Source organism: Aeromonas sp. QDB56, assembly GCF_027705505.1.
GTDB classification, from domain to species: Bacteria; Pseudomonadota; Gammaproteobacteria; order Enterobacterales; family Aeromonadaceae; genus Aeromonas; species Aeromonas caviae.
In genome coordinates this window covers 1-20,098 of sequence record NZ_JAPDBZ010000074.1, presented here as the reverse complement: position 1 = coordinate 20,098, position 20,098 = coordinate 1, and the positions used below count along the sequence as shown (strand labels likewise).

Annotated in this window: 17 protein-coding genes and 1 tRNA gene; 9 read left to right on the top strand and 9 right to left on the bottom strand. The window is 60.9% G+C overall.

Going from position 1 to position 20,098, the window contains the following annotated elements:
• Positions 1-269: 269 nt before the first annotated feature.
• The 4 genes from aceA to OKB81_RS12735 form a co-directional block, all read right to left on the bottom strand.
• Positions 270-1,583 carry an isocitrate lyase gene (gene aceA / locus OKB81_RS12750; protein WP_010675271.1) on the bottom strand — a complete coding sequence of 438 codons (1,314 nt, stop codon included), beginning with the start codon at positions 1,581-1,583 and terminating at the stop codon, positions 270-272.
• A gap of 69 nt (positions 1,584-1,652) precedes the next feature.
• Positions 1,653-3,260 carry a malate synthase A gene (aceB, locus tag OKB81_RS12745; protein WP_160838641.1) on the bottom strand — a complete coding sequence of 536 codons (1,608 nt, stop codon included), beginning with the start codon at positions 3,258-3,260 and terminating at the stop codon, positions 1,653-1,655.
• A 692-nt stretch (positions 3,261-3,952) separates the two neighbouring features.
• On the bottom strand, positions 3,953-4,093 hold the full coding sequence (locus OKB81_RS12740) for a hypothetical protein (RefSeq protein WP_010675269.1): 141 nt from the start codon (positions 4,091-4,093) through the stop codon (positions 3,953-3,955).
• A gap of 257 nt (positions 4,094-4,350) precedes the next feature.
• Positions 4,351-4,427, bottom strand: a tRNA-Pro gene (locus tag OKB81_RS12735).
• A 378-nt stretch (positions 4,428-4,805) separates the two neighbouring features.
• Between OKB81_RS12735 and tadA the strand changes: the two genes are divergently transcribed.
• The 9 genes from tadA (at position 4,806) to OKB81_RS12690 (ending at position 15,976) form a co-directional block, all read left to right on the top strand.
• Positions 4,806-5,354: a tRNA adenosine(34) deaminase TadA gene (gene tadA, locus OKB81_RS12730; protein ID WP_103242896.1), complete on the top strand. Its 549-nt coding sequence runs from the start codon at positions 4,806-4,808 to the stop codon at positions 5,352-5,354.
• A 167-nt stretch (positions 5,355-5,521) separates the two neighbouring features.
• Positions 5,522-7,759, top strand: a complete 2,238-nt coding sequence (locus tag OKB81_RS12725; protein WP_160838643.1) for an ABC transporter permease subunit — start codon at positions 5,522-5,524, stop codon at positions 7,757-7,759.
• A gap of 17 nt (positions 7,760-7,776) precedes the next feature.
• Entirely contained in the window at positions 7,777-9,426 is a 1,650-nt protein-coding gene (gene pstA / locus OKB81_RS12720; RefSeq protein ID WP_045524164.1) for a phosphate ABC transporter permease PstA, read from the top strand.
• Between the two features lie 104 nt (positions 9,427-9,530).
• Positions 9,531-10,349, top strand: coding sequence for a phosphate ABC transporter ATP-binding protein PstB (gene pstB / locus OKB81_RS12715; RefSeq protein ID WP_010675264.1), 819 nt, complete (start codon positions 9,531-9,533; stop codon positions 10,347-10,349).
• A gap of 179 nt (positions 10,350-10,528) precedes the next feature.
• Positions 10,529-11,239 carry a phosphate signaling complex protein PhoU gene (gene phoU / locus OKB81_RS12710; RefSeq protein WP_029314752.1) on the top strand — a complete coding sequence of 237 codons (711 nt, stop codon included), beginning with the start codon at positions 10,529-10,531 and terminating at the stop codon, positions 11,237-11,239.
• Between the two features lie 241 nt (positions 11,240-11,480).
• Positions 11,481-12,800, top strand: a complete 1,320-nt coding sequence (locus tag OKB81_RS12705; RefSeq protein WP_041213150.1) for a hemolysin family protein — start codon at positions 11,481-11,483, stop codon at positions 12,798-12,800.
• A gap of 18 nt (positions 12,801-12,818) precedes the next feature.
• Positions 12,819-13,361, top strand: a complete 543-nt coding sequence (locus tag OKB81_RS12700; RefSeq protein ID WP_160838645.1) for a hypothetical protein — start codon at positions 12,819-12,821, stop codon at positions 13,359-13,361.
• 293 nt (positions 13,362-13,654) lie between these two features.
• The gene (locus OKB81_RS12695) at positions 13,655-14,557 is read left to right on the top strand and encodes a homocysteine S-methyltransferase family protein (RefSeq protein WP_039040257.1); all 903 of its coding nucleotides are present in this window, start codon (positions 13,655-13,657) and stop codon (positions 14,555-14,557) included.
• A 9-nt stretch (positions 14,558-14,566) separates the two neighbouring features.
• Positions 14,567-15,976 (top strand): basic amino acid/polyamine antiporter, encoded by a 1,410-nt coding sequence (locus OKB81_RS12690; protein ID WP_052815414.1) that lies wholly within the window; start codon positions 14,567-14,569, stop codon positions 15,974-15,976.
• Between the two features lie 67 nt (positions 15,977-16,043).
• Here the strand turns inward: OKB81_RS12690 and OKB81_RS12685 are convergent, their stop codons facing one another.
• The 5 genes from OKB81_RS12685 to OKB81_RS12665 all read right to left on the bottom strand — a co-directional run bounded on the left by OKB81_RS12685 (position 16,044) and on the right by OKB81_RS12665 (position 19,754).
• Complete coding sequence (locus tag OKB81_RS12685) at positions 16,044-16,883, bottom strand: sterol desaturase family protein (protein WP_270664187.1); 840 nt, start codon at positions 16,881-16,883, stop codon at positions 16,044-16,046.
• Between the two features lie 205 nt (positions 16,884-17,088).
• Positions 17,089-17,832, bottom strand: coding sequence for an amino acid ABC transporter ATP-binding protein (locus OKB81_RS12680; RefSeq protein WP_010675257.1), 744 nt, complete (start codon positions 17,830-17,832; stop codon positions 17,089-17,091).
• Positions 17,816-17,938, bottom strand: coding sequence for a hypothetical protein (locus OKB81_RS12675; protein WP_258555843.1), 123 nt, complete (start codon positions 17,936-17,938; stop codon positions 17,816-17,818). The genes OKB81_RS12680 and OKB81_RS12675 overlap by 17 nt, the downstream gene beginning before the upstream one ends.
• The gene (locus OKB81_RS12670) at positions 17,922-18,866 is read right to left on the bottom strand and encodes an amino acid ABC transporter permease (RefSeq protein WP_041201654.1); all 945 of its coding nucleotides are present in this window, start codon (positions 18,864-18,866) and stop codon (positions 17,922-17,924) included. The genes OKB81_RS12675 and OKB81_RS12670 overlap by 17 nt, the downstream gene beginning before the upstream one ends.
• Before the next feature lie 99 nt (positions 18,867-18,965).
• Complete coding sequence (locus tag OKB81_RS12665; protein WP_010675255.1) at positions 18,966-19,754, bottom strand: transporter substrate-binding domain-containing protein; 789 nt, start codon at positions 19,752-19,754, stop codon at positions 18,966-18,968.
• Between the last annotated feature and the right edge of the window lie 344 nt (positions 19,755-20,098).

Genomic DNA, 20,098 nt, shown 5'->3' with positions numbered 1-20,098 from the left:
TGCGCGAGCAGCTATCACCCAGTAATGGGAATCCCCCTCCTGTGACGCGAAGCGCTAAGGTGGGGGAGGATGTCAATAGGCTATCTTATTCGCCATTTTGAACCTGGGCAGTGCTCGAAATCCTCACGTACTACAGTACGCTCCGGTTTCTGCGCGCTGTCCGTGTTCAAACTGCCTTCAACGATTACGCCTACTGGGATAGGTTCTAAGCCCCATAACGACAAACCCCGGGACTTGGCCGGGGTTTGTTTGCGAGCATTACACAGCTATCAGTGGAACTGATCTTCTTCGGTCGAGCCGGTCAGCGCGGTCACCGACGACTGGCCGCCCTGAATGACGGTGGTCACCTTGTCGAAGTAACCGGTACCCACTTCCTGCTGGTGCGCCACGAAGGTGTAGCCCCGCTCGGCGGCGGCGAATTCCGGCTGCTGCACCATCTCGACATAGTGCTTCATTCCCTCGCCACGGGCGTACTGGTAGGCCAGCTCGTACATGTGGAACCACATGTTGTGGATACCCGCCAGGGTGATGAACTGGTACTTGTAGCCCATGTCGGAGAGCTCCTGCTGGAAGCGGGCGATGGTGGCATCGTCCAGGTTCTTCTTCCAGTTGAAGCTCGGGGAGCAGTTGTAGGCCAGGATCTTGTCCGGGTACTGGGCCTTGATGGCCTCGGCAAATTTGCGCGCCTCGTCCAGATCGGGCTTGGCGGTCTCGCACCACACCATGTCGGCGTAAGGGGCGTAGGCCAGGCCGCGGGAGATGGCCTGCTCGATGCCGGCCTGCACCTTGTAGAAGCCCTCGCTGGTGCGCTCACCGGTCAGGAAGCCGGCATCGTAGGGATCGGCATCCGTGGTCAGCAGATCCGCTGCGTTGGCGTCGGTGCGGGCGATGACCAGGGTGGTGGTACCGCAGACATCTGCCGCGAGGCGGGCTGCGATAAGCTTTTGCACCGCTTCCTGGCTCGGGACCAGTACCTTGCCGCCCATGTGGCCGCATTTTTTCACGGACGCGAGCTGATCTTCGAAGTGTACGCCGGCGGCGCCCGCTTCAATCATCCCCTTCATCAGCTCGAAGGCGTTCAGCACGCCGCCGAAACCGGCTTCCGCATCCGCTACTATGGGCAGGAAATAGTCGATGAAGCCCTTGTCCTCTGGTCCAACTTTGTTGGCCCACTGGATCTGGTCGGCCCGGGCGAAGGAGTTGTTGATGCGCTCCACCACGGAGGGGACGGAGTTGGCCGGGTAGAGGGACTGATCCGGGTACATGGTGGAGGAGAGGTTGTTGTCCGCCGCCACCTGCCAGCCGGAGAGATAGATGGCTTCGATGCCGGCCTTGGCCTGCTGCACCGCCTGGCCGCCGGTCAGGGCGCCGAGGCAGTTTACATAGCCTTTCTTGGCGCCGCCGTGGATCAGCTCCCACAGTTTGTCGGCGCCGCGTTGGGCCAGAGTGTGTGTCGGCTGCAGGCTGCCACGCAGGTTCACCACGTCCTCGGCGCTGTAGCCGCGCTTGATCCCTTTCCAGCGGGGGTTTTCTGCCCAGTCTTTCTCGATAGCCTGGATCTGTTGCTCACGGGTCAGTGCCATATCAGTTCCCTCTTTCATTGATTTCACGTTTCCATTGACTTGTTATGGGGGCCGTTACCGGCCCGGGTCTCACAGCCGCTCGTAGCCGGGCAGCGTCAGAAAATCGATGAGTGTGTCGGCGCAGGTGATCTCGTCCATCAGGGCGCTTGCCTCGGCGAAACGGCCCGATTGCCAGCGGGCCTCGCCCACTTCGCCTCTGACCACCTCCTGCTCCTCGGCCAGCATCTGGCGGAACAGCGCCTTGGTCACTGCCTGACCGTTGGAGAGGGTCTTGCCGTGGCGGATCCACTGCCAGATGGAGGTGCGGGAGATCTCGGCGGTGGCGGCATCTTCCATCAGTCCGTAGATGGGCACGCAGCCATTGCCGTTGATCCAGGCTTCCAGGTATTGCAGGGCGACGCGGATATTGGTGCGCATGCCCGCCTCGGTGCGATCACCCTCACAGGGGGCCAGCAGGTCGGCGGCCGTGATGGGGGCATCCTGCTCGCGCAGCACGCCGATCTGGTTCTGGGCACCCACCGGAATGGTGGCGTTGAACACCGCCATGGCGGTATCGGCGAGGCCGGGGTGGGCGACCCAGGTGCCGTCGTGGCCGTTGTTCGCTTCACGCTCCTTGTCCGCCTTCACCTTGGCGAAGACTTCGGCGTTCACTGCCGGATCCTTGGCCGGGATAAAGGCGGCCATGCCCCCCATCGCCAGCGCGCCGCGTTTGTGGCAGGTCTTGATAAGGAGTTGCGAATAGGCAGAGAGGAACGGCTTGTCCATGGTCACCACCTGACGATCCGGCAGGACGCGATCCGGGTGGTTTTTCAAGGTCTTGATATAGCTGAAGATGTAGTCCCAGCGACCGCAGTTGAGGGCGACGATGTGATCCTTCATCTGATAGAGCAGCTCGTCCATCTCGAATACCGCCGGCAGGGTTTCGATGAGCACGGTGGCCTTGATGGTACCGCGGGGCAGACCGAATTTGTCCTCGGTCCAGGCGAACACCTCGCTCCACCAGCGCCCTTCCAGATGGCTCTGCAGCTTGGGTACGTAGAAGTAGGGACCGGAGCCCTTGGCCAGCAACGCCTTGTGGTTGTGCAGGAAATAGAGGGCGAAGTCGAACAGGCCGCCGGGAATGGGGGCACCATCAAAGGTGACGTGCTTCTCCGGCAGATGCAGACCGCGAACCCGGCAGATGAGCACGGCCGGGTTGGGATTCAGGGTATAGGCCTTCCCCTCCGGGCTCTGGTAGGCAATGGTGCCGTTGACCGCATCGCGCAGGTTGATCTGGCCCTCGATCACCTTGTTCCATGCCGGGGCCAGGGAGTCCTCGAAGTCGGCCATGAAGACCTTGACGTTGGCGTTGAGGGCATTGATCACCATTTTGCGCTCGACCGGGCCGGTGATCTCCACACGGCGGTCCTGCAGATCGGCGGGAATGCCGCGCACCGTCCACTCACCATCGCGAATATGGGCGGTCTCTGGCAGGAAGTCCGGCAACTCGCCGCCATCGATACGGGCCTGGCGTGCGACTCGCTGCTTCAGCAGCTCATTGCGTTGGGGAGCGAAACGTTCCACCAGTTCGGACACCAGGGCCACCGCATCCGGCGTCAGGATCTGCGCGTAATCGGGAAGCATCTCGCCTTGAATGTGCAGGCGGGTGCTGCTGATGGTCTGGGCCGGTGCCGACATAGTGGGTACTCCTCCAAAAGTTACATTTTGAATTTATTAACTACGACTAACGTCTATATCCCTTTCTTTCAAACTCCCCGTAACAGCGGGGTAACACGATTCATAAGGTGCAAAAGAATGGCGGATTCGTCAACTTGATTTTTAAAACGGGTGTTTTTTGATGATAGTTAAGATGCTGTTTTAAATGGATTTATGTGATTAGTGTAAAAGCTCTTTGCAGATGGTTATGCTCTTGGGTCGCCGGGGCGGCAGGGGGGAGGATTTCGGTAGAGGGGATGGGTTAAAAATGTAACTAATTACGTAATAAAATTACAAATGCAAAAACAAATCCCGACATTACTCCAAGCTTTGCAAAAACAGCTGTATGAAATGCCTTCGTTCAATCCAGCCTGCATGAGGGCTATGAAGTGACCGGGTAGTGAACTGATGTTTAAAACTAAAATGTCAAATTGGGTCAAAATGGCGAAGGCGAACATGAGAGAGGGAAATGACGAGCAATAACGTAGGTTTGTATCACGGCGTGTCCATGAAGGAGAGGGAGGTTGGGGCGCAGAAGATGGTCAATTAAACTGATTTTTGAAGAAAAACTAGCATTTTATCGTTATTTGCGGTGGCGGTCTGTTGGCCGGGGTCAAGGGTGGTGCCGGACAGCAAAACCGGCGTCTTGAACCGCACTATGGCACGGGCTCGTCTCAGTAATCTTCATCCGGGGCGGCGAGATCGATCACATCGAGGTGCACTGAACTGCCAAACCCGTGCTCTGCGGAATCGAGCTCGGAGGGCGTGGGGGAGATCAGGGGCTGAACGGGCTGGGAGTCAACAGCTTGGGTCATGGATGCTTGCCTCATTGATTGCAAGCCGGTCGGTGATTCCATCACCCTAGTGTCCACCTCCCTGTTTTTATGGCCGGCGGAAAAGTTGCGTATCCTAGCGGCACTTTATGAAAGCTTCAAATGGATCTGTATAAAATTCATGCCAATAAAAAGCGGCGACCCGATGAACGGGGGAGGCGAGAGGAAAAAGAGGCAAGCGTCGGGTGTGCAGGCAAAAAAATAGCCCAGTCGTTTGACTGGGCTATTTTCGGGGAATTTGGTCGGTGTGAGAGGATTCGAACCTCCGACCCTCTACACCCCATGCAGATGCGCTACCTGGCTGCGCTACACACCGACGGAGTCAGCTCGGCTGACGGGGAGGAAGTCTAATCGGATGATTTGGCGGGCGCAACTCCTTTTTTATCAGGGAGATGCCGACTGCTTCTTTATTGTTCAGCCAAGATGCAACTTGGGCCCTGGCCGGAGTTTTGGCATAATCGCCGCCCCCTTAGGCGGGCACAGGGTGGCGAACACCCAACTCGGGGCGTTCCGATGTCGCCGGGGCCTTTGGCCTCTCTTTCATTGACAGCATCTTCTGCCGTGGGCTACCGGCTAGCGCGAGGGGGAAGGGGCCCGGTGTGCCCAGGGCCGGGACGCAGCAATCCGGGAGTGCGCGGCCGATGCCGTGCAGGGGCCAGGCAAGCCGACATCATATCGACGAGAGGATCAGGGCGTGAAACCATCTGAAGTTGCAGCACAGATCAGCCAGCGCGAGCAGGACGAACGCTGGATGCGCCATGCCATGGCCCTGGCCGCCAGGGCGGAGGGGATAGGCGAGATCCCGGTAGGCGCCGTGCTGGTGCTGGGGGACAAGATAGTGGCAGAGGGGTGGAATCGCTCCATCAGCGAGCACGACGCCTGCGCCCATGCCGAGGTGATGGCGCTTCGGGAAGCGGGCAAGCAGCTTGAAAACTATCGCCTGCTCGACACCACCCTCTATGTGACGCTGGAGCCCTGTTGCATGTGTGCCGGCGCCCTCATCCACAGCCGGGTCAAGCGGGTGGTCTATGGTGCCCGGGATTTGAAGACGGGGGCGGCAGGGTCTGTGTTCGACATCCTGCTGGATCCCCGCCACAACCACCAGGTGGTACTGACGGGGGAGGTGCTCGCCGACGCCTGCTCGGCCCAGCTGTCGGATTTCTTCAAACGGCGCCGCGCCGAGAAGAAGGCGGCCAGACTCGCCGCGAAAGAGGCGCTTCCTCAAGATGACAGCGGGGCCTGATGGCCCCGTTTGCTTTTATTTCACTGCCAGACCGGCTGCCTGCTTCCCCCCGAATACCAACTGCCACCCCCCGATGGAGCCTGCGCTCTTTGCCGCTGTTGATGTAACAAAACTGTCATGCATCCGCCATATAATGCCGCCAAGCCTAGCTCACATTGAGGTCTTGCATGTCATCGGAATCGTTAAATCTGGTCATGGCGGGCAGTCGAAAACGCCGGATCAAGGATAAATTGGCCAAATATGGCGTCACCACAGGGGGAGCCCTGGTGCTGGTGGCGCTGTTGCTTATCTTCTTCTACCTGCTTTATGTGGTGAAGCCCATCTTCAATGGCGCCAGCATGGAGAGCACCGCTTCCTTCACCCTGCCCATCAAGGGCAAAACCGCCTGGCTCGGGGTCGAGGAGCAAAACGAGATAGGTTACCGCTTCAGCGACCAGGGGAAGGTCAAATTCTTTGCCGTGCAACCGGATGGCAAGATCAAGACCGGACAGGTGATTGGCGAGGCGCAGGTGAACGGCGAGATCACGGCGGTCGCGCCGCCTGCGCCGGGCCAGAAACTCATCGCCTATGGGTTTGCCAACGGCAAGGCTCAGGTGGTGCAACCCTATTTCAAGATCTCCTATCCCAATGACGTTCGCGTCATTGAGCCCAGCCTGCAATATCCCTTCGGCGAGACCCCCGTGGTGATCGATCCCCAGGGCAAGGCGCTGACGCGCATGGTCTTCGAGGCGACCAAGGACAAGATGGCGACTGCGGCCGTGACCGAAGATGGTCGTGGTGTGCTGATGGTGATGAGCGGCGAGGAGAATTTCCTCTCCGGCGAAATCGAGTGGAGCAGCCAGACCTACACCATTCCGTCCCTGCCACGCCATGTTGACCAGATGCTGCTGACCCCGAACCTGCGCCTGTTGTTCGTGCGCGAGGGCAACCGCCTGTCGGTCTATGACATCCACAACCTGAGCGACATCTCCCTGCGCAATGTCATGGAGATCAACGCCCCCAATGCCAGCGTGACCCAGGTGGCCCTGCTCTCCGGTGCGTCCTCCCTGCTGGTGGGCAACGACAACGGCGTCATCTCCCAGTGGTTCGAGGTGGCAAAGGATGGCAAGCGCCAGTTCACCCAGATCCGTGACTTCAAGGGTGACGCGCCGGTCGCCCTGCTGACCCCCGAGCACTTTCGCAAGGGCTTCATCAGCGCAGGCAGCGACGGCACCATCAACTTCTTCCATGCCACCGGCGAAGCCAAGCTGCTTGGCGAGAAGATTGACGGGGGCAACCTGGCTGCCGTTGCCATCTCTCCTCGCCACAACCTGCTGTTGACCCAGCAGGGGGATGACTTCAAGGTCTTTGACGTCGAGAACGATCACCCCGAGGTAACCTGGTCTGCCCTCTGGCAACAGGTGTGGTATGAAGGCTATCCCGAGCCCCAGTACGTGTGGCAGTCCACCTCCGCCAGCAACGACTTCGAAGCCAAGCTGAGCCTGGTGCCCCTGGTGTTCGGCACCCTGAAAGCCTCCTTCTATGCCATGGTGTTCGCGGTGCCCCTGGGTGTCGCCGGTGCCATCTATACCGCCTACTTCATGTCGGCGGGGCTGCGCAAATACGTCAAGCCGACGGTGGAGATCATGGCGGCGCTGCCGACCGTCATCCTCGGCTTCCTGGCGGGTCTGTGGCTTGCGCCCATCATCGAAGGGGCCCTGCCCGGGGTGATCCTGCTGCTGATCCTGCTGCCCATGGGCATGCTGCTCACCGCCCTAGTGTGGAACTATCTGCCGGAGCGAGGCCGCACCTGGCTGCCGGAAGGCTGGCACGCCATCCTGCTCATCCCTGTGTTGCTGTTCATCGGTTGGGGCGCCTTCGCCCTGAGCCCCATCATCGAGAACGCCTTCATGCACGGTGATTCGCGCATCTGGCTGACCCACGACATGGGCATCAAGTTTGACCAGCGCAACTCCCTGGTGGTCGGTATCGCCATGGGCTTTGCGGTCATCCCCACCATCTTCTCCATCGCCGAAGACGCGGTCTTCTCGGTGCCCAAGCACCTGACCCAGGGCTCGCTTGCGCTGGGGGCGACCCCGTGGCAGACCCTGAGCCGGGTGGTGATCCTCACCGCGAGCCCAGGCATCTTCTCGGCGGTTATGATGGGCCTTGGCCGCGCCGTGGGCGAGACCATGATCGTGCTGATGGCCACCGGCAACACCCCCATCATGGACTTTTCCATGTTCCAGGGGCTGCGGACCCTGGCGGCGAACATCGCGGTGGAGATGCCGGAATCGGAGGTGGGCAGCTCCCACTACCGGGTGCTCTTCCTCGCCGCCTTCGTGCTGTTTGTGTTCACCTTCTTGTTCAATACCCTGGCCGAATTCGTCCGCCAGCGGTTGCGTGAAAAGTACAGCTCTCTGTAAGGACTAAGGAATCGACAATGGGTAAGTGGTTTAAATCGGGGGCCCCCTGGATCTGGATGACGGGGGGCGCCGTCAGCCTGAGTCTGGTGGCCGTACTGGGTCTGTTGTTGCTGATTGGCTGGCGTGGTCTGGTCTATTTCTGGCCCCATCCCATCTATGAGTGGCAACTTGAAGATGCAAGCGGCAACAAGAGCGTCCTGATTGGCGAGATCAACGACCGGGAGCTGGTGCCGGTGGAGCGCCTGCGCGCCGCAGGCCAGGCGCTGGAAGGGGAGGATCGCGAAGAGATTACCCGTTATCTGGTCAAGACCGGCAACCGGGAGTTCGTGGACCTCGACTTTCGCTGGGTGCTGGAGACCGATATCAAATCGCGCGCCCAGCCGGCGGAGCTCGCCATGGTGGAACGCGCCACCAACGGCAACTTCTATGGTTACATCACCTCGGTGAAGGAAGATGGCCAGGAGCTGACCACGGATCTGCATCCCGCCTTGCAGCGGGTGCTGGCCCGTGCCAACGGCCTCTCAAGCCAAGCCAACGACCTGCAAAAAGGGGCCATCGGCAGCATCAACTATCAGCTGGAGCGCCTGCGCCTGAAAGAGCGCAAGGCCGAGCTGGATGACAAGCTGACCGATCAGCTTAAAGCCGAGCTGGCGAGCGAGCGTCAGGCCCTCAACGACCGTTACCAGGTGCTGGAGAAAGAGCTCTTCTCCCTGCGTACCCAGGCGGACAGAGACAGCATCACCGTCAAGGACATGCGCGGCGAGCTGGTGACCATGCCGATGTCCCGGGTGCTGGATGTAGTCTGGCCCAACGACATGAGCCTGATGGCCAAGGTGGGTCACTGGTTCCACCAGATTGGCAAGTTCGTCTCCGATGACCCCCGGGAGGCGAACACCGAGGGCGGCGTCTTCCCTGCCATCTTCGGTACCGTCTTCATGGTGATCCTGATGGCCATCATCGTGACCCCGCTCGGGGTGGTGGCGGCGGTCTACCTGCACGAGTATGCGGGCAAGAACAGCCTGACCAAGATCATCCGCATCGCGGTGATCAACCTGGCGGGGGTGCCCTCCATCGTCTACGGCGTGTTTGGCCTGGGCTTCTTTGTCTACACCCTGGGGGGCAGCATCGACCGCCTCTTCTACCCGGAAGCGCTGCCGAGCCCGACCTTTGGCTCCCCCGGTGTCATCTGGTCAGCCCTGACCCTGGCCATCCTGACCCTGCCGGTGGTGATCGTCTCAACCGAAGAGGGGCTGGCCCGGATCCCGAGCACCATTCGCCAGGGTTCGCTGGCGCTGGGTGCCACCCAGGCCGAGACCCTGTGGCGCATCGTGCTGCCCATGGCCAGCCCGGCCATCATGACCGGCCTTATCCTGGCCATCGCCCGTGCGGCGGGCGAGGTGGCGCCGCTGATGCTGGTGGGGGTGGTGAAGCTTGCTCCCACGTTGCCGATGGACGGCAACTTCCCGTACCTGCACGTGGAGCGCAAGTTCATGCACCTGGGCTTCCACATCTATGACGTGGGCTTCCAGAGCCCGAACGTCGAGGCGGCGCGTCCTCTGGTCTACGCCACCTCCTTCCTGCTGGTGACGGTGATCGTCGGCCTCAACCTGACGGCGATCGGTATTCGTAACCACCTGCGCGAGAAATTCCGGTCGCTGGAACATTAATCCAGCCATTACAGAGACGGGCAGGGGCCTTCCCTGCCAGCCAGATATTCCGGCAGCGGGCAAGACGTTTGCACGCTGCCACCAAGAGAATTTGAGGTAAACAGATGATCAACGTAACACCGAGTTCGGCCCCGCACACCGCCACCGACCTGCTCAACCTGACCCCGGAGCAGACTGCGCTGGAGGTGAAGGATCTCAACCTGTACTACGGCAACAAGCAGGCGCTGTTCAACGTCAACATGAAGATCCCCAAGGGTCAGGTCACCGCCTTCATCGGCCCGTCCGGTTGCGGCAAGTCCACTTTGCTGCGTTGCATCAACCGGATGAACGATCTGGTGGAGATTTGCCGCATCGAGGGGGAGATCCAGCTGCACGGCCACAACATCTACGACAAGAGCGTGGATGTCTCCGCCCTGCGCCGTCAGGTGGGCATGGTGTTCCAGCGCCCCAACCCCTTCCCCAAGTCCATCTACGAGAACGTGGTCTACGGCCTGCGCCTGCAGGGCATCAATGACCGCCGTACCCTGGACGAGGCCGCCGAGCGTTCCCTGCGCGGTGCTGCCCTGTGGGAGGAGGTGAAGGATCGTCTGCACGACAACGCCTTTGGTCTCTCCGGCGGTCAGCAGCAGCGTCTGGTGATTGCCCGTGCCATCGCCATCGAGCCGGAAGTGCTGTTGCTCGATGAACCGACCTCGGCGCTGGACCCCATCTCCACCCTCACCATCGAGGAGCTCATCAACGAGCTCAAGAGCCAGTTCACCGTGGTGATCGTGACCCACAACATGCAGCAGGCGGCGCGGGTCTCGGATCAGACCGCGTTCATGTACATGGGGGAACTCATCGAGTACTCGAATACCAACACCATCTTCACCACCCCGGCCAAGAAGAAGACCGAAGACTACATTACCGGTCGTTACGGCTAAGGGATGCCGCTGATTGAGATGAGCAAGTTGAGCATCAACAAGCAGATTGGCAGTCAGTTCAACGGCTAAGGCATGTTGGTGCAACAAGGGTGATTGAGATGAACAAGATGGGCATCAACAAACAGATTGGCAGTCAGTTCAACGGCTAAGGCATAATCGGAGCAACAAGGATTACTGGTATGGACAATATGAACCTCAACAAACACATCTCCGGTCAGTTCAATGCCGAGCTTGAGAGCGTGCGCAATCAGGTACTGGTGATGGGGGGGCTGGTGGAGAAGCAACTCACCGACGCCATCGCCGCCATCCATGGCCAGGATCTGGATGCGGCGCGCAAGATCGTGGCCAACGACCACAAGGTCAACGCCATGGAAGTGGCGATCGACGAGGAGTGCACCCGCATCATCGCCAAGCGTCAGCCCACCGCATCCGACCTGCGGCTGGTGATGGCCATCATCAAGACCATCACGGATCTGGAGCGGATCGGCGACGTGGCGGACAAGATTGCCCGCATGCTGACCGACAACGCCAACAAGCCCCAGCCACCGCTGGTGTCGCTGGAGAACATGGGACGTCGCACCATCAAGATGCTCCACGACGTGCTCGACGCTTTCGCCCGCATGGATCTGGATGCCGCCCTGGCGGTCTACAAGGAAGATGACAAGGTGGACCGCGAATACGAGTCCATCATCCGCGAGCTGATGACCTACATGATGGAAGATCCCCGCACCATCCCCCAGGTGCTCAACGTGCTCTGGGCGGCACGGGCCATCGAGCGGGTCGGCGATCGCTGCCAGCACATCTGCGAGTACATCGTCTACTACGTCAAGGGCAAGGATGTGCGTCACACCAAGGCCGATGACCTGAGCGATCTGCTGGGCAAGGGCTGATGGGGCGCCTTGGGTGGAGCTCCCGTCGCGGCTGCACGACGGGAATCCAACTCTGATTGAATAAAAAGGCGCTTTGAGCGCCTTTTTCATTGCATGGCACGGCAGTTCAAGATAACGCCACCCGGCGGGCGCTTTTCTGCTAGAATATGGCCCCTGTGTGAGTCCCGGATGGAGTCACGGTCCGGTTTCCCGGGCCCAGTTTGCCGTCTTGTGCTAAGGCGGCTGTAGCAATAGGTTAATCATGAGTTTTGCCGATAGTTTGTTCTTTCTGATGCTGCTGGTCGCCGGCAGCGTGTTCTTCTCACTCTCCGAGATCTCCCTTGCCGCCTCCCGCAAGATCAAGTTGCAGGTGATGGCCGACGAGGGCAACCGCCACGCCGAGAAGGTGCTGGCATTGCAGGCCCAGCCGGGCAACTTCTTTACCGTGGTGCAGATAGGCCTCAATACCGTCGCCATCCTCGGCGGTATCCTGGGGGAATCCGCCCTCAATCCCGCCATCAGGGAGCTGATTGCCGGCTTCTACCAGGGGCCCTGGCTCGGCCAGATTAGCTCTGCGGCCTCGTTTGTCTTCGTCACCGGCATGTTCATCCTGATAGCGGACCTGATGCCCAAGCGCCTTGCCATGACCATGCCCGAGCGGATCGCTGTGGTGGTGGTGCGTCCCATGATGCTGTGCGTCACCTTGCTGATGCCGCTGGTGTGGCTGTTCAACGGCATGGCGAACGGCCTGTTCCGGCTGATGCGCATCTCCATGGTGCGCAACGACGAGATCACCTCCGACGATATTTATGCGGTGATGGATGCAGGTGCCGAAGCCGGTGTCATCCAACGCGAGGAGCACCAGCTCATCGAGAACGTGTTCGAGCTCCAGTCTCTGGGTGTCACTTCCGCCATGACGGCGCGGGAGAGCCTCATCTACTTCACCCTGCAAGAGGGGGAGGAGAGCATCAAGGCGAAGATCGCCGAGCACCCCCACAACAAGTTCCTGGTGTGCGACCACAACCTCGACAGCATCAAGGGGTTCGTGGATGCCAAGGAGCTGCTGATCCGCGTCATCAGCGGCCAGAGCATCGATCTCAACAGCGGCTCCCTGGTGCAGAACGTCATCATCATTCCCGACACCCTCAACCTCTACGAGGCGATGGAGTACTTCAAGAACCATCGCGGCGATTTTGCGGTGGTGATGAACGAATACGCCCTGGTGGTGGGCATCGTCACCATGAATGACCTGATGAGTACCGTCATGGGGGAGTGGGCCACCCACGTGGTGGAAGAGCAGATAGTGCAGCGGGACGAGAACTCCTGGCTGGTGGACGGGGTGACCCCCATCTCCGACGTGATGCGCGCCTTCGACATCGAGGAGTTCCCGGAAAACCAGAACTACGAGACCATCGCCGGTTTCATCATGTACATGCTGCGCAAGATCCCCAAGCGCACCGACTCGGTCAAATATGCCGGTTACAAGTTCGAAGTGGTGGACATCGACAGTTACAAGATTGACCAGTTGCTGGTCACCCGGGTAGAACCTGCGAGCAATGAGAAGCCCGCTCAGGAATCCTAAAGGAGTTCGTTAGCAATCATGAAGATGAAGACTCATTCCCGTGCGCTGGCCTGTGTGGCGCTCGCCCTGGCACTGGGTGCCTGCAGCCAGAGCGCACCGCGCAAGCCGGTGACGCCTGCCAAACCCGTCGCTCCCGAGCCTGCCGTGGTGGTCCCGCAGCAGGATCCCGATGCGGTGGTGCAAAGCGCCGTGGCAGAGCCCAGCCCGGTGTTCGACGAGGAGTATCACGGCCCGGATCAAGGGTCGCTTGAATCGGTCACCGCCCTGTTTGCCCGGGGTTACATCGAATCCGCCATGCGCGAGACCATGCTGGCGGCGGTGCACAGCGACTATCCGCTGCTCGGCATGAGGGACGTGCGTCTCACTGACCCTGTTGCCAAGTTCCTCACCTCGGCCCAGGCACGCACCACGGCCCACGACTACCTCTATGCCGGGGTGCAGCGTCGGCTGGGCCGCCCCCTCAGCCCCGCCCAGTGGGAGCAGATCTGGCAGGGCTATCCCCAGCAGGGCCGGGTCTCCGACTGGGTCAAGCAGACCAAGCGGGTGCTGGCCGGGCGCTGAGCCCCTGGTTATCGGCGGCTGTGCCCGCCTTGATCCCCTGTTTCACAAGAGGCCACCCCCCGGGGTGGCCTCTTGTCGTTTCAGTGCCTGGCCAGGTGATGCCTGTGCCGGGGAGACCTCCCTTTGCCGCCATCATCCTGAGCTTGCCCGGATTTGTTCGTAGCCCCCGATTGCCTCTTGTTCTACTTTGGGTCATGATATTTGGGATTTCTAGCCGTCTAGATGTTTTGATGGCTTAATGTGGTTTCACACAATAAACACCCGTCATGGCGGGGAGACGCAGAGAGACAGAGATGGACAAGCAGGATTTGTGGGTACTCGATGGCGGTATGGGTCGTGAACTGGCGCGGCGTGGTGCGCCGTTCCGTCAACCGGAGTGGTCGGCACTGGCGCTGATGGAAGCGCCCGAGACGGTGCGCGAGGTACACCAGGCCTATGCGACGAGCGGTGCCCGGGTGATCACCACCAACAGCTATGCCCTGGTGCCCTTCCATATCGGCGAGGCACGCTTTGCCGCCCAAGGGGAGGCACTTGCGGCTCTGGCCGGGCAACTGGCCCGAGACGTGGCCGACGAGCAGGGGGGAGCCGTCAAGGTGGCTGGTTCCTTGCCGCCGCTCTTTGGCTCCTATCGTGCGGACCTCTATCAGGCCGAGCGGGTGAGCGAGCTGGCGACACCGCTTATCCGTGCCCTGTCACCCCATGTGGATCTCTGGCTGGCGGAGACCATGAGCCTCATCGCCGAGCCCCTGGCCCTCAAGGCCCTGCTGCCCGAGGACGGCAAGCCGTTCTGGGTCTCCTTTACTCTGGAAGACGAGGCGCCGGGCAGTGAGCCCACCCTGCGCTCCGGCGAGCGGGTGGCGGATGCCGTGACCGCGTTGGCGTCGGCCGGGGTGGATGCCATCCTGTTCAACTGCTGCCAGCCCGAGGTGATTGAAGGGGCGCTCAAGGTGGCCGTCGCCGCGTTGCAGGTTCAGGGGCGCACCGACGTTCGCCTCGGCGCCTATGCCAACGCCTTCCCGCCCCAGCCCAAGGAGGCGACTGCCAATGACGGTCTGGACGAGATCCGTGGCGATCTGGGGCCGCTGGATTACCTCGGCTGGGCCGAGCGCTGGCGCAGAGCCGGGGCAAACCTCATCGGCGGCTGCTGCGGCATCGGCCCGGAACACATCGAGGCGCTGGCCAGCCGGCTGCGTTAAGGAGCGCCCATGAAAGAGAGCAAGATCGGGCTCTGGTCCCTCACGGCGCTGGTGTTCAGCTCCATGGTGGGGGCCGGCATCTTTAGCCTGCCCCAGAACATGGCCGATGTGGCGGGCGCCCGCGCCGTGCTGATCGGCTGGGCCGTCACCGGGGTCGGCATACTGGCGCTGGCCATGAGCTTCCTCTACCTGTCGCGGCTCAAACCCGAGCTCGACGGCGGCATCTACAGCTATGCCCGGGCCGGCTTTGGCGAGCTGGTGGGGTTCTTCTCCGCCTGGGGATACTGGCTCTGTGCCACCATCGGCGTGGTGGGATATCTGGTGATCGCCTTCGCGGCGCTGGGCAGCTTCGTCGACACGCCGGAGCGGGTCTGGTTTGGCGAGGGCAACACATTGGCAGCTTTTGTCGGCGAGTCCTGCATCCTCTGGGCGGTGCACCTGCTGGTGGCCCGCGGCGTGCAGCAGGCGGCCCTGTTCAATCTGGTGGCGACCCTGGCCAAGAGCCTGCCGCTGCTGCTGTTCATCCTGTTCGCCTGCTACTGGTTCGATCCGGTCACCTTTGCGGCGGATCAGGAGGGCAGCACCCTGGCGGTACCGGTCTCCGAGCAGGTGCGCAACACCATGCTCATCACCCTCTGGGTCTTCACCGGCATCGAAGGGGCAGCTGTGCTCTCGGCCCGGGCGAGAAACAAGCGGGATGTGGGCACCGCCACCGTGCTCGGCGTGGTGCTGGCGCTGCTGCTCTATGTGCTCATCTCGGTGCTGGCGCTCGGAATATTGAGCCGCCCGGAGCTTGCGGCCCTGCCCAACCCCTCCATGGCGGGATTGATGGCCCAGATGACGGGTTCCTGGGGCAAGTTGCTCATCAGCGCCGGCCTCATCGTGTCGGTGCTCGCCTCCTACGTGAGCTGGACCCTCTTCTCGGCCGAGGTGCCGTTCAGCGCGGCGCGTCACGGGGCCTTCCCGGCCATCTTCCGGCGTGAGAACCGCAACGGCACCCCCATCGCCTCGCTCTGGCTTACCAGCCTGACGGTGCAGGGCTGCTTGCTGCTGGTGTGGCTGCTTGGCAAGGGGTACACCAACCTGCTGCTCATCTCCACCTCCATGATCCTGGTGCCCTACCTGCTCATCGGCCTCTTCTTGCTCAAGCTGGTCTTCAGTGGCAAGGGGGGGCAGGGCCGCGGCCTGATGCGGGTGGTGGCGATGGTGTCGAGCGGTTATGGTTTCTGGCTGCTCTACGCCGCCGGGGTGGAGTACCTGCTGCTGTCGCTTCTGCTCTACGGGCCGGGTCTGCTGCTGTTTCTCTACAGCCGTCGCCAGCTCGGTGCCGAACAGCGGCTCAGCGGGCGCGAACGGCTGCTGGCCGGGGTGACGCTGCTGAGCCTGATCCCCGCCGTCTGGTCCTTCGTTCACGTCTGACCCGGGGGGTGTCCCTGTCATGAAAAAGAGCGCCCCTGGGCGCTCTTTTTTTATCCTGGTCGGTGGGTCAACCGCTGGTGGGGCCCGTCGGTTTGCCAAACAGCACGGCGAGCTTTTGCCGCCAGGGGAGGCCACGGGCCTCTTGCAGCATGTCGCGCCACTCGTGGAAGGTGAGGGTGAGCGGGTTGAAGCTGTGGATTGGCTTGGTGATGCCGAAACGGCACGGCTCGCCCAAGTCTTCTTCCACGAAGGTGCCAAACAGCCGATCCCAGATGATGAGCACGCCGGCGAAGTTGCGATCGATGTATCTGGCGTTGCTGGCGTGGTGCACCCTGTGGTGGGAGGGGGTGTTGAAGATCCATTCAAGTTTGCCCAGCTTGCCCACCACCTGGGTGTGGACGAAGAACTGAAAACCCAGGCTCAAGAGCACGGTGGCCACCACCGCCTCGGGGGGGAAGCCGATGAGGATCATGGGGATCCAAAACAGCCACATGCCGGAGACCGGATACATCAGGCTCTGGCGAAAGGCGGTGGAGAGGTTGAGCCGCTCCGAGCTGTGGTGCACCACGTGGGAGGCCCAGAGCCAGCGCACATGGTGGCTCGCGAAGTGGAACAGCCAGTAGCAGAGATCCTGCAACAGAAAGAGCAGCAAAAGGCTCCAGAGGTTTAGTTCGATATCGAATAGTCGCCAGCCCCAGAGGGCGTCGTAGAGGTAGGCGATGGCGATGGCCGCCAGGGCATCGCCCCCCTGATGCATCAGCGCCAGGGTGGCGTTGGCGAAGAGATCCTTCCACTGATAACCGGCGGTGGGAAAGGCGGCACCATGCTTGCGCAGGTAGAGCATCTCCCAGCCGATAAAGGCCAGAAAGAGGGGGGATAGGTAGAGCAGGAGCAGTTGCACATCCATGTGAGCCATCCGGTTGGACCAGTTGGATGTCAGCATACCGGATGAATTTAAAATTTCATTAACATCCTTGCTCGTTGGCGTGGTGACAACCCGATGGCAAAAGGCTGCGAAAAGGAATGCGCCAGGGAGATGATCTGGGGGGGTGAAGAAGGCAAGCATAGAAGAGGGAGCCATGGGCTCCCTCTTCGTGCTGGTGCATCGCGGGTTATAGCACCTGGCTCAGGAACTGGCGCAGGCGCGGGGAGGGGGGATTGTCGAAGAAGTCGGCGGGTTTCTCGTCCACCAGCAACTCGCCGCTTTCCATGAAGAGCACCCTGTCCGCCACTTCCCGGGCAAAGCCCATTTCGTGGGTCACCACCACCATGGTCATCCCTTCGCGGGCCAACCCCTTCATGACGTCCAGCACCTCTCCCACCATTTCTGGGTCGAGGGCGCTGGTGGGCTCGTCAAACAGCATGATGCGCGGCTGCATGGCGAGCGCCCGGGCGATGGCCACCCGCTGCTGCTGGCCGCCGGAGAGCTGGGAGGGGTAGCTCTGGGCCTTGTTGGAGAGACCGACCTTGAGCAGCAGGGCCTTGGCCCGCTCCTCAGCCTCCTGGCGAGAGAGCCCTCTCACCTTCTGGGGGGCCAGGGTGATGTTGTCCAGCACCGTCAGGTGAGGGAAGAGATTGAAGGACTGGAACACCATGCCCACCTCTTCCCGCAGCTTGTTGACATCCCCGGGTTCGGTGAGGCTGATGCCGTCGACCACGATATTGCCATCGTTGATGGTCTCCAGCTGGTTGAGGGTGCGCAGGAAGGTGGACTTGCCCGAGCCGCTCGGCCCCACGATCACCACCACTTCCCCTTCGGCCACCTGGGTGCTGACGTTTTTCAGGGCGTGCACCTCGGTGCCGTAGAACTTCTCTACACCGGTCGCCTTGATGATGGGATCAGTTGCAGCGCGCATAGTTCACCTCCAGACGACGCACCGGGAAGGGGCAGGGAGTGCCGGTGATGGCAGAACATTTCGACACCGATGGCGCCTTGATAACGGGATCAGTTGCTGCGCGCATATTTCACCTCCAGACGACGCACCAGGAAGGAGAGAGTGCCGGTCAGCACCAGATAGAGCAGGGCCACGGTGAACCACACCTCGAACGGGCTGAAGGTGGAGCTGACCACTTCGCGCCCCGCCTTGGTGAGATCGGTGATGGAGATGACGGAGACCAGAGAGGAGTCCTTGATGAGGTTGATGAACTGACCCGCGAGCGGTGGCAGCACCCGTTTGAAGGCCTGGGGCAGGATGACGTAGCGCATGGTCTGGGCCGAGGTCATGCCAAGGCTTCTGCCCGCTTCCATCTGCCCCTTGTGAATGGAGCTGATGCCGGCGCGCACGATCTCCGCCACGTAGGCGCCGGTGAAGACCGCGAGCGCCGCCACACCAGCGGTGAATCGGTCGAGGTTCAGCACGGTGCCGATAAAGAAATAGACGATGAAGATCTGCACCAGCAACGGGGTGCCACGGATGAGCTCCACATAGGTCACGGCCAGGTTGCGCAGGGCCGGATTGGGGGAGAGGCGGGCGAGCCCGGCCAGGGTGCCAAGCAGGATGGCGAAGATGCCTGCCACCAGGGAGAGCTTGACCGTGACCCAGACGCCCCAGGCGATGGGGCCAGCGGTCCAGCTCAGTTGCACATCCAGGGTATCGCCGAGGAAGACGGTATCCCCTTCAGCCAGCTGGGAGCCCTTGGGAGCGATGGCCTGACGGCGGCTGGGGTCGAGATCGTCTTGCAGGAAGAGCTGTCCCTTGTCCGCGACCACGGTGCCGTCAAACTCGGCATAGTGTTTCTGTTCTGCCTGATAGGCGATGTACTGGGGAATGCGTTCCCATCGCCAGGTGTAATCCACTGCCTGCACGGCCTTGTAGATGCCGAAAATGGCGGCGAGCACCAGCAGCAGGAAGATCCCGTGCCAGAGCAGCTGATTGGGCTGTTTTTCCATCTGTCTTGTGAGTTTGGGGTTGATCACTGTCACAACCTCTTTTGTCGTTATCGTGTGGGGAGTCTGCGTGAAGGGGCGGCATGCCGCCCCTTTGAGAGGTTATTTGAGCTGGTTCAGCCAGGCGGTGGATTCAAACCACTTCTTGTAGAGACGGTCGTAGCTGCCGTCGCCCTTGATCTGGCGCAGGTAGTTGTTGAACCAGTTGAGGGTGTCCTGATCCCCCTTGCGGATGGCCCAGGCCAGCGGCTCGAAGGTGAACGGCTTGTCGAGGTGCACCACGGCGCCCTGGTTCTGGGACGCGAAGATGGCGTTGTAGGGCAGGTCGTAGACGAAGGCATCCACCTTGCCGTTGATCACTTCCAGCTTGGCGTCATCCTGGGTTTCAAACTGCAGCAGGGTGGCCTTGGGGATCATGCGCTTGACCGCTTGCTCGCCGGTGGTGCCGAGTTTGACCGCGATCTTGTATTTGGGATCGTTGAGGTCCTGGAAGGATTTGATTTCGCCCGCCTTGTCCTTGCGAAGCACGATGGTCTGGCCGACGACGATGTAGGGATCGGCAAAGTTCACGCGCAGGTTGCGCTGGGGAGTGACGGTCATGCCGCCCATGATGACGTCGAACTTGTCGGTCAAGAGCGCGGGGATGATGCCGTCCCAGGCGGTGTTGACGAACTCCACCTTCACGCCCATCTCCTTGGCGACCATCTTGGCGAGATCCACGTCAAAGCCGATGTACTGGCCCTGCTTGTTGGTCATCTCGAAGGGTTGATAGCCGGCATCGAAGCCGACCCGCAGCACACCGCGCTCCAGTACGGCATCCAGGGTGGAAGTGGGCGCGGCGTTGGCCAGCCCGCACAGCAGCAGGGTAGAAAGAATGAGTTTTTTGATCATAAATGACGTCTCTGTCGTAAATGTGGTCGGCCTTGAACCTGCTCCCGTGCGACTCCATGGCACAAGAGACTGCTGCATCCGGCAGCAGGCAAGACAGGATTATTGTCTTGGTTGGGGCAAAAGCCCCATATGAGATTCTATGAATGGTTCGTTGGATGAAAAATGTACCAAAACCTGTTTGTGCCAGAAGACTCAATAAGTTATGGAGACTTTTATCCGTCGTGGTGACTCATAAAACCACATGAAAACAACATATCTATCTAATGGCAGGGTGAGAGCGTGAACAAATTGTTAAATTGAGGTCAATTTAGCCAACCCAGCATCCAGTACCTTTTCCAGATAGG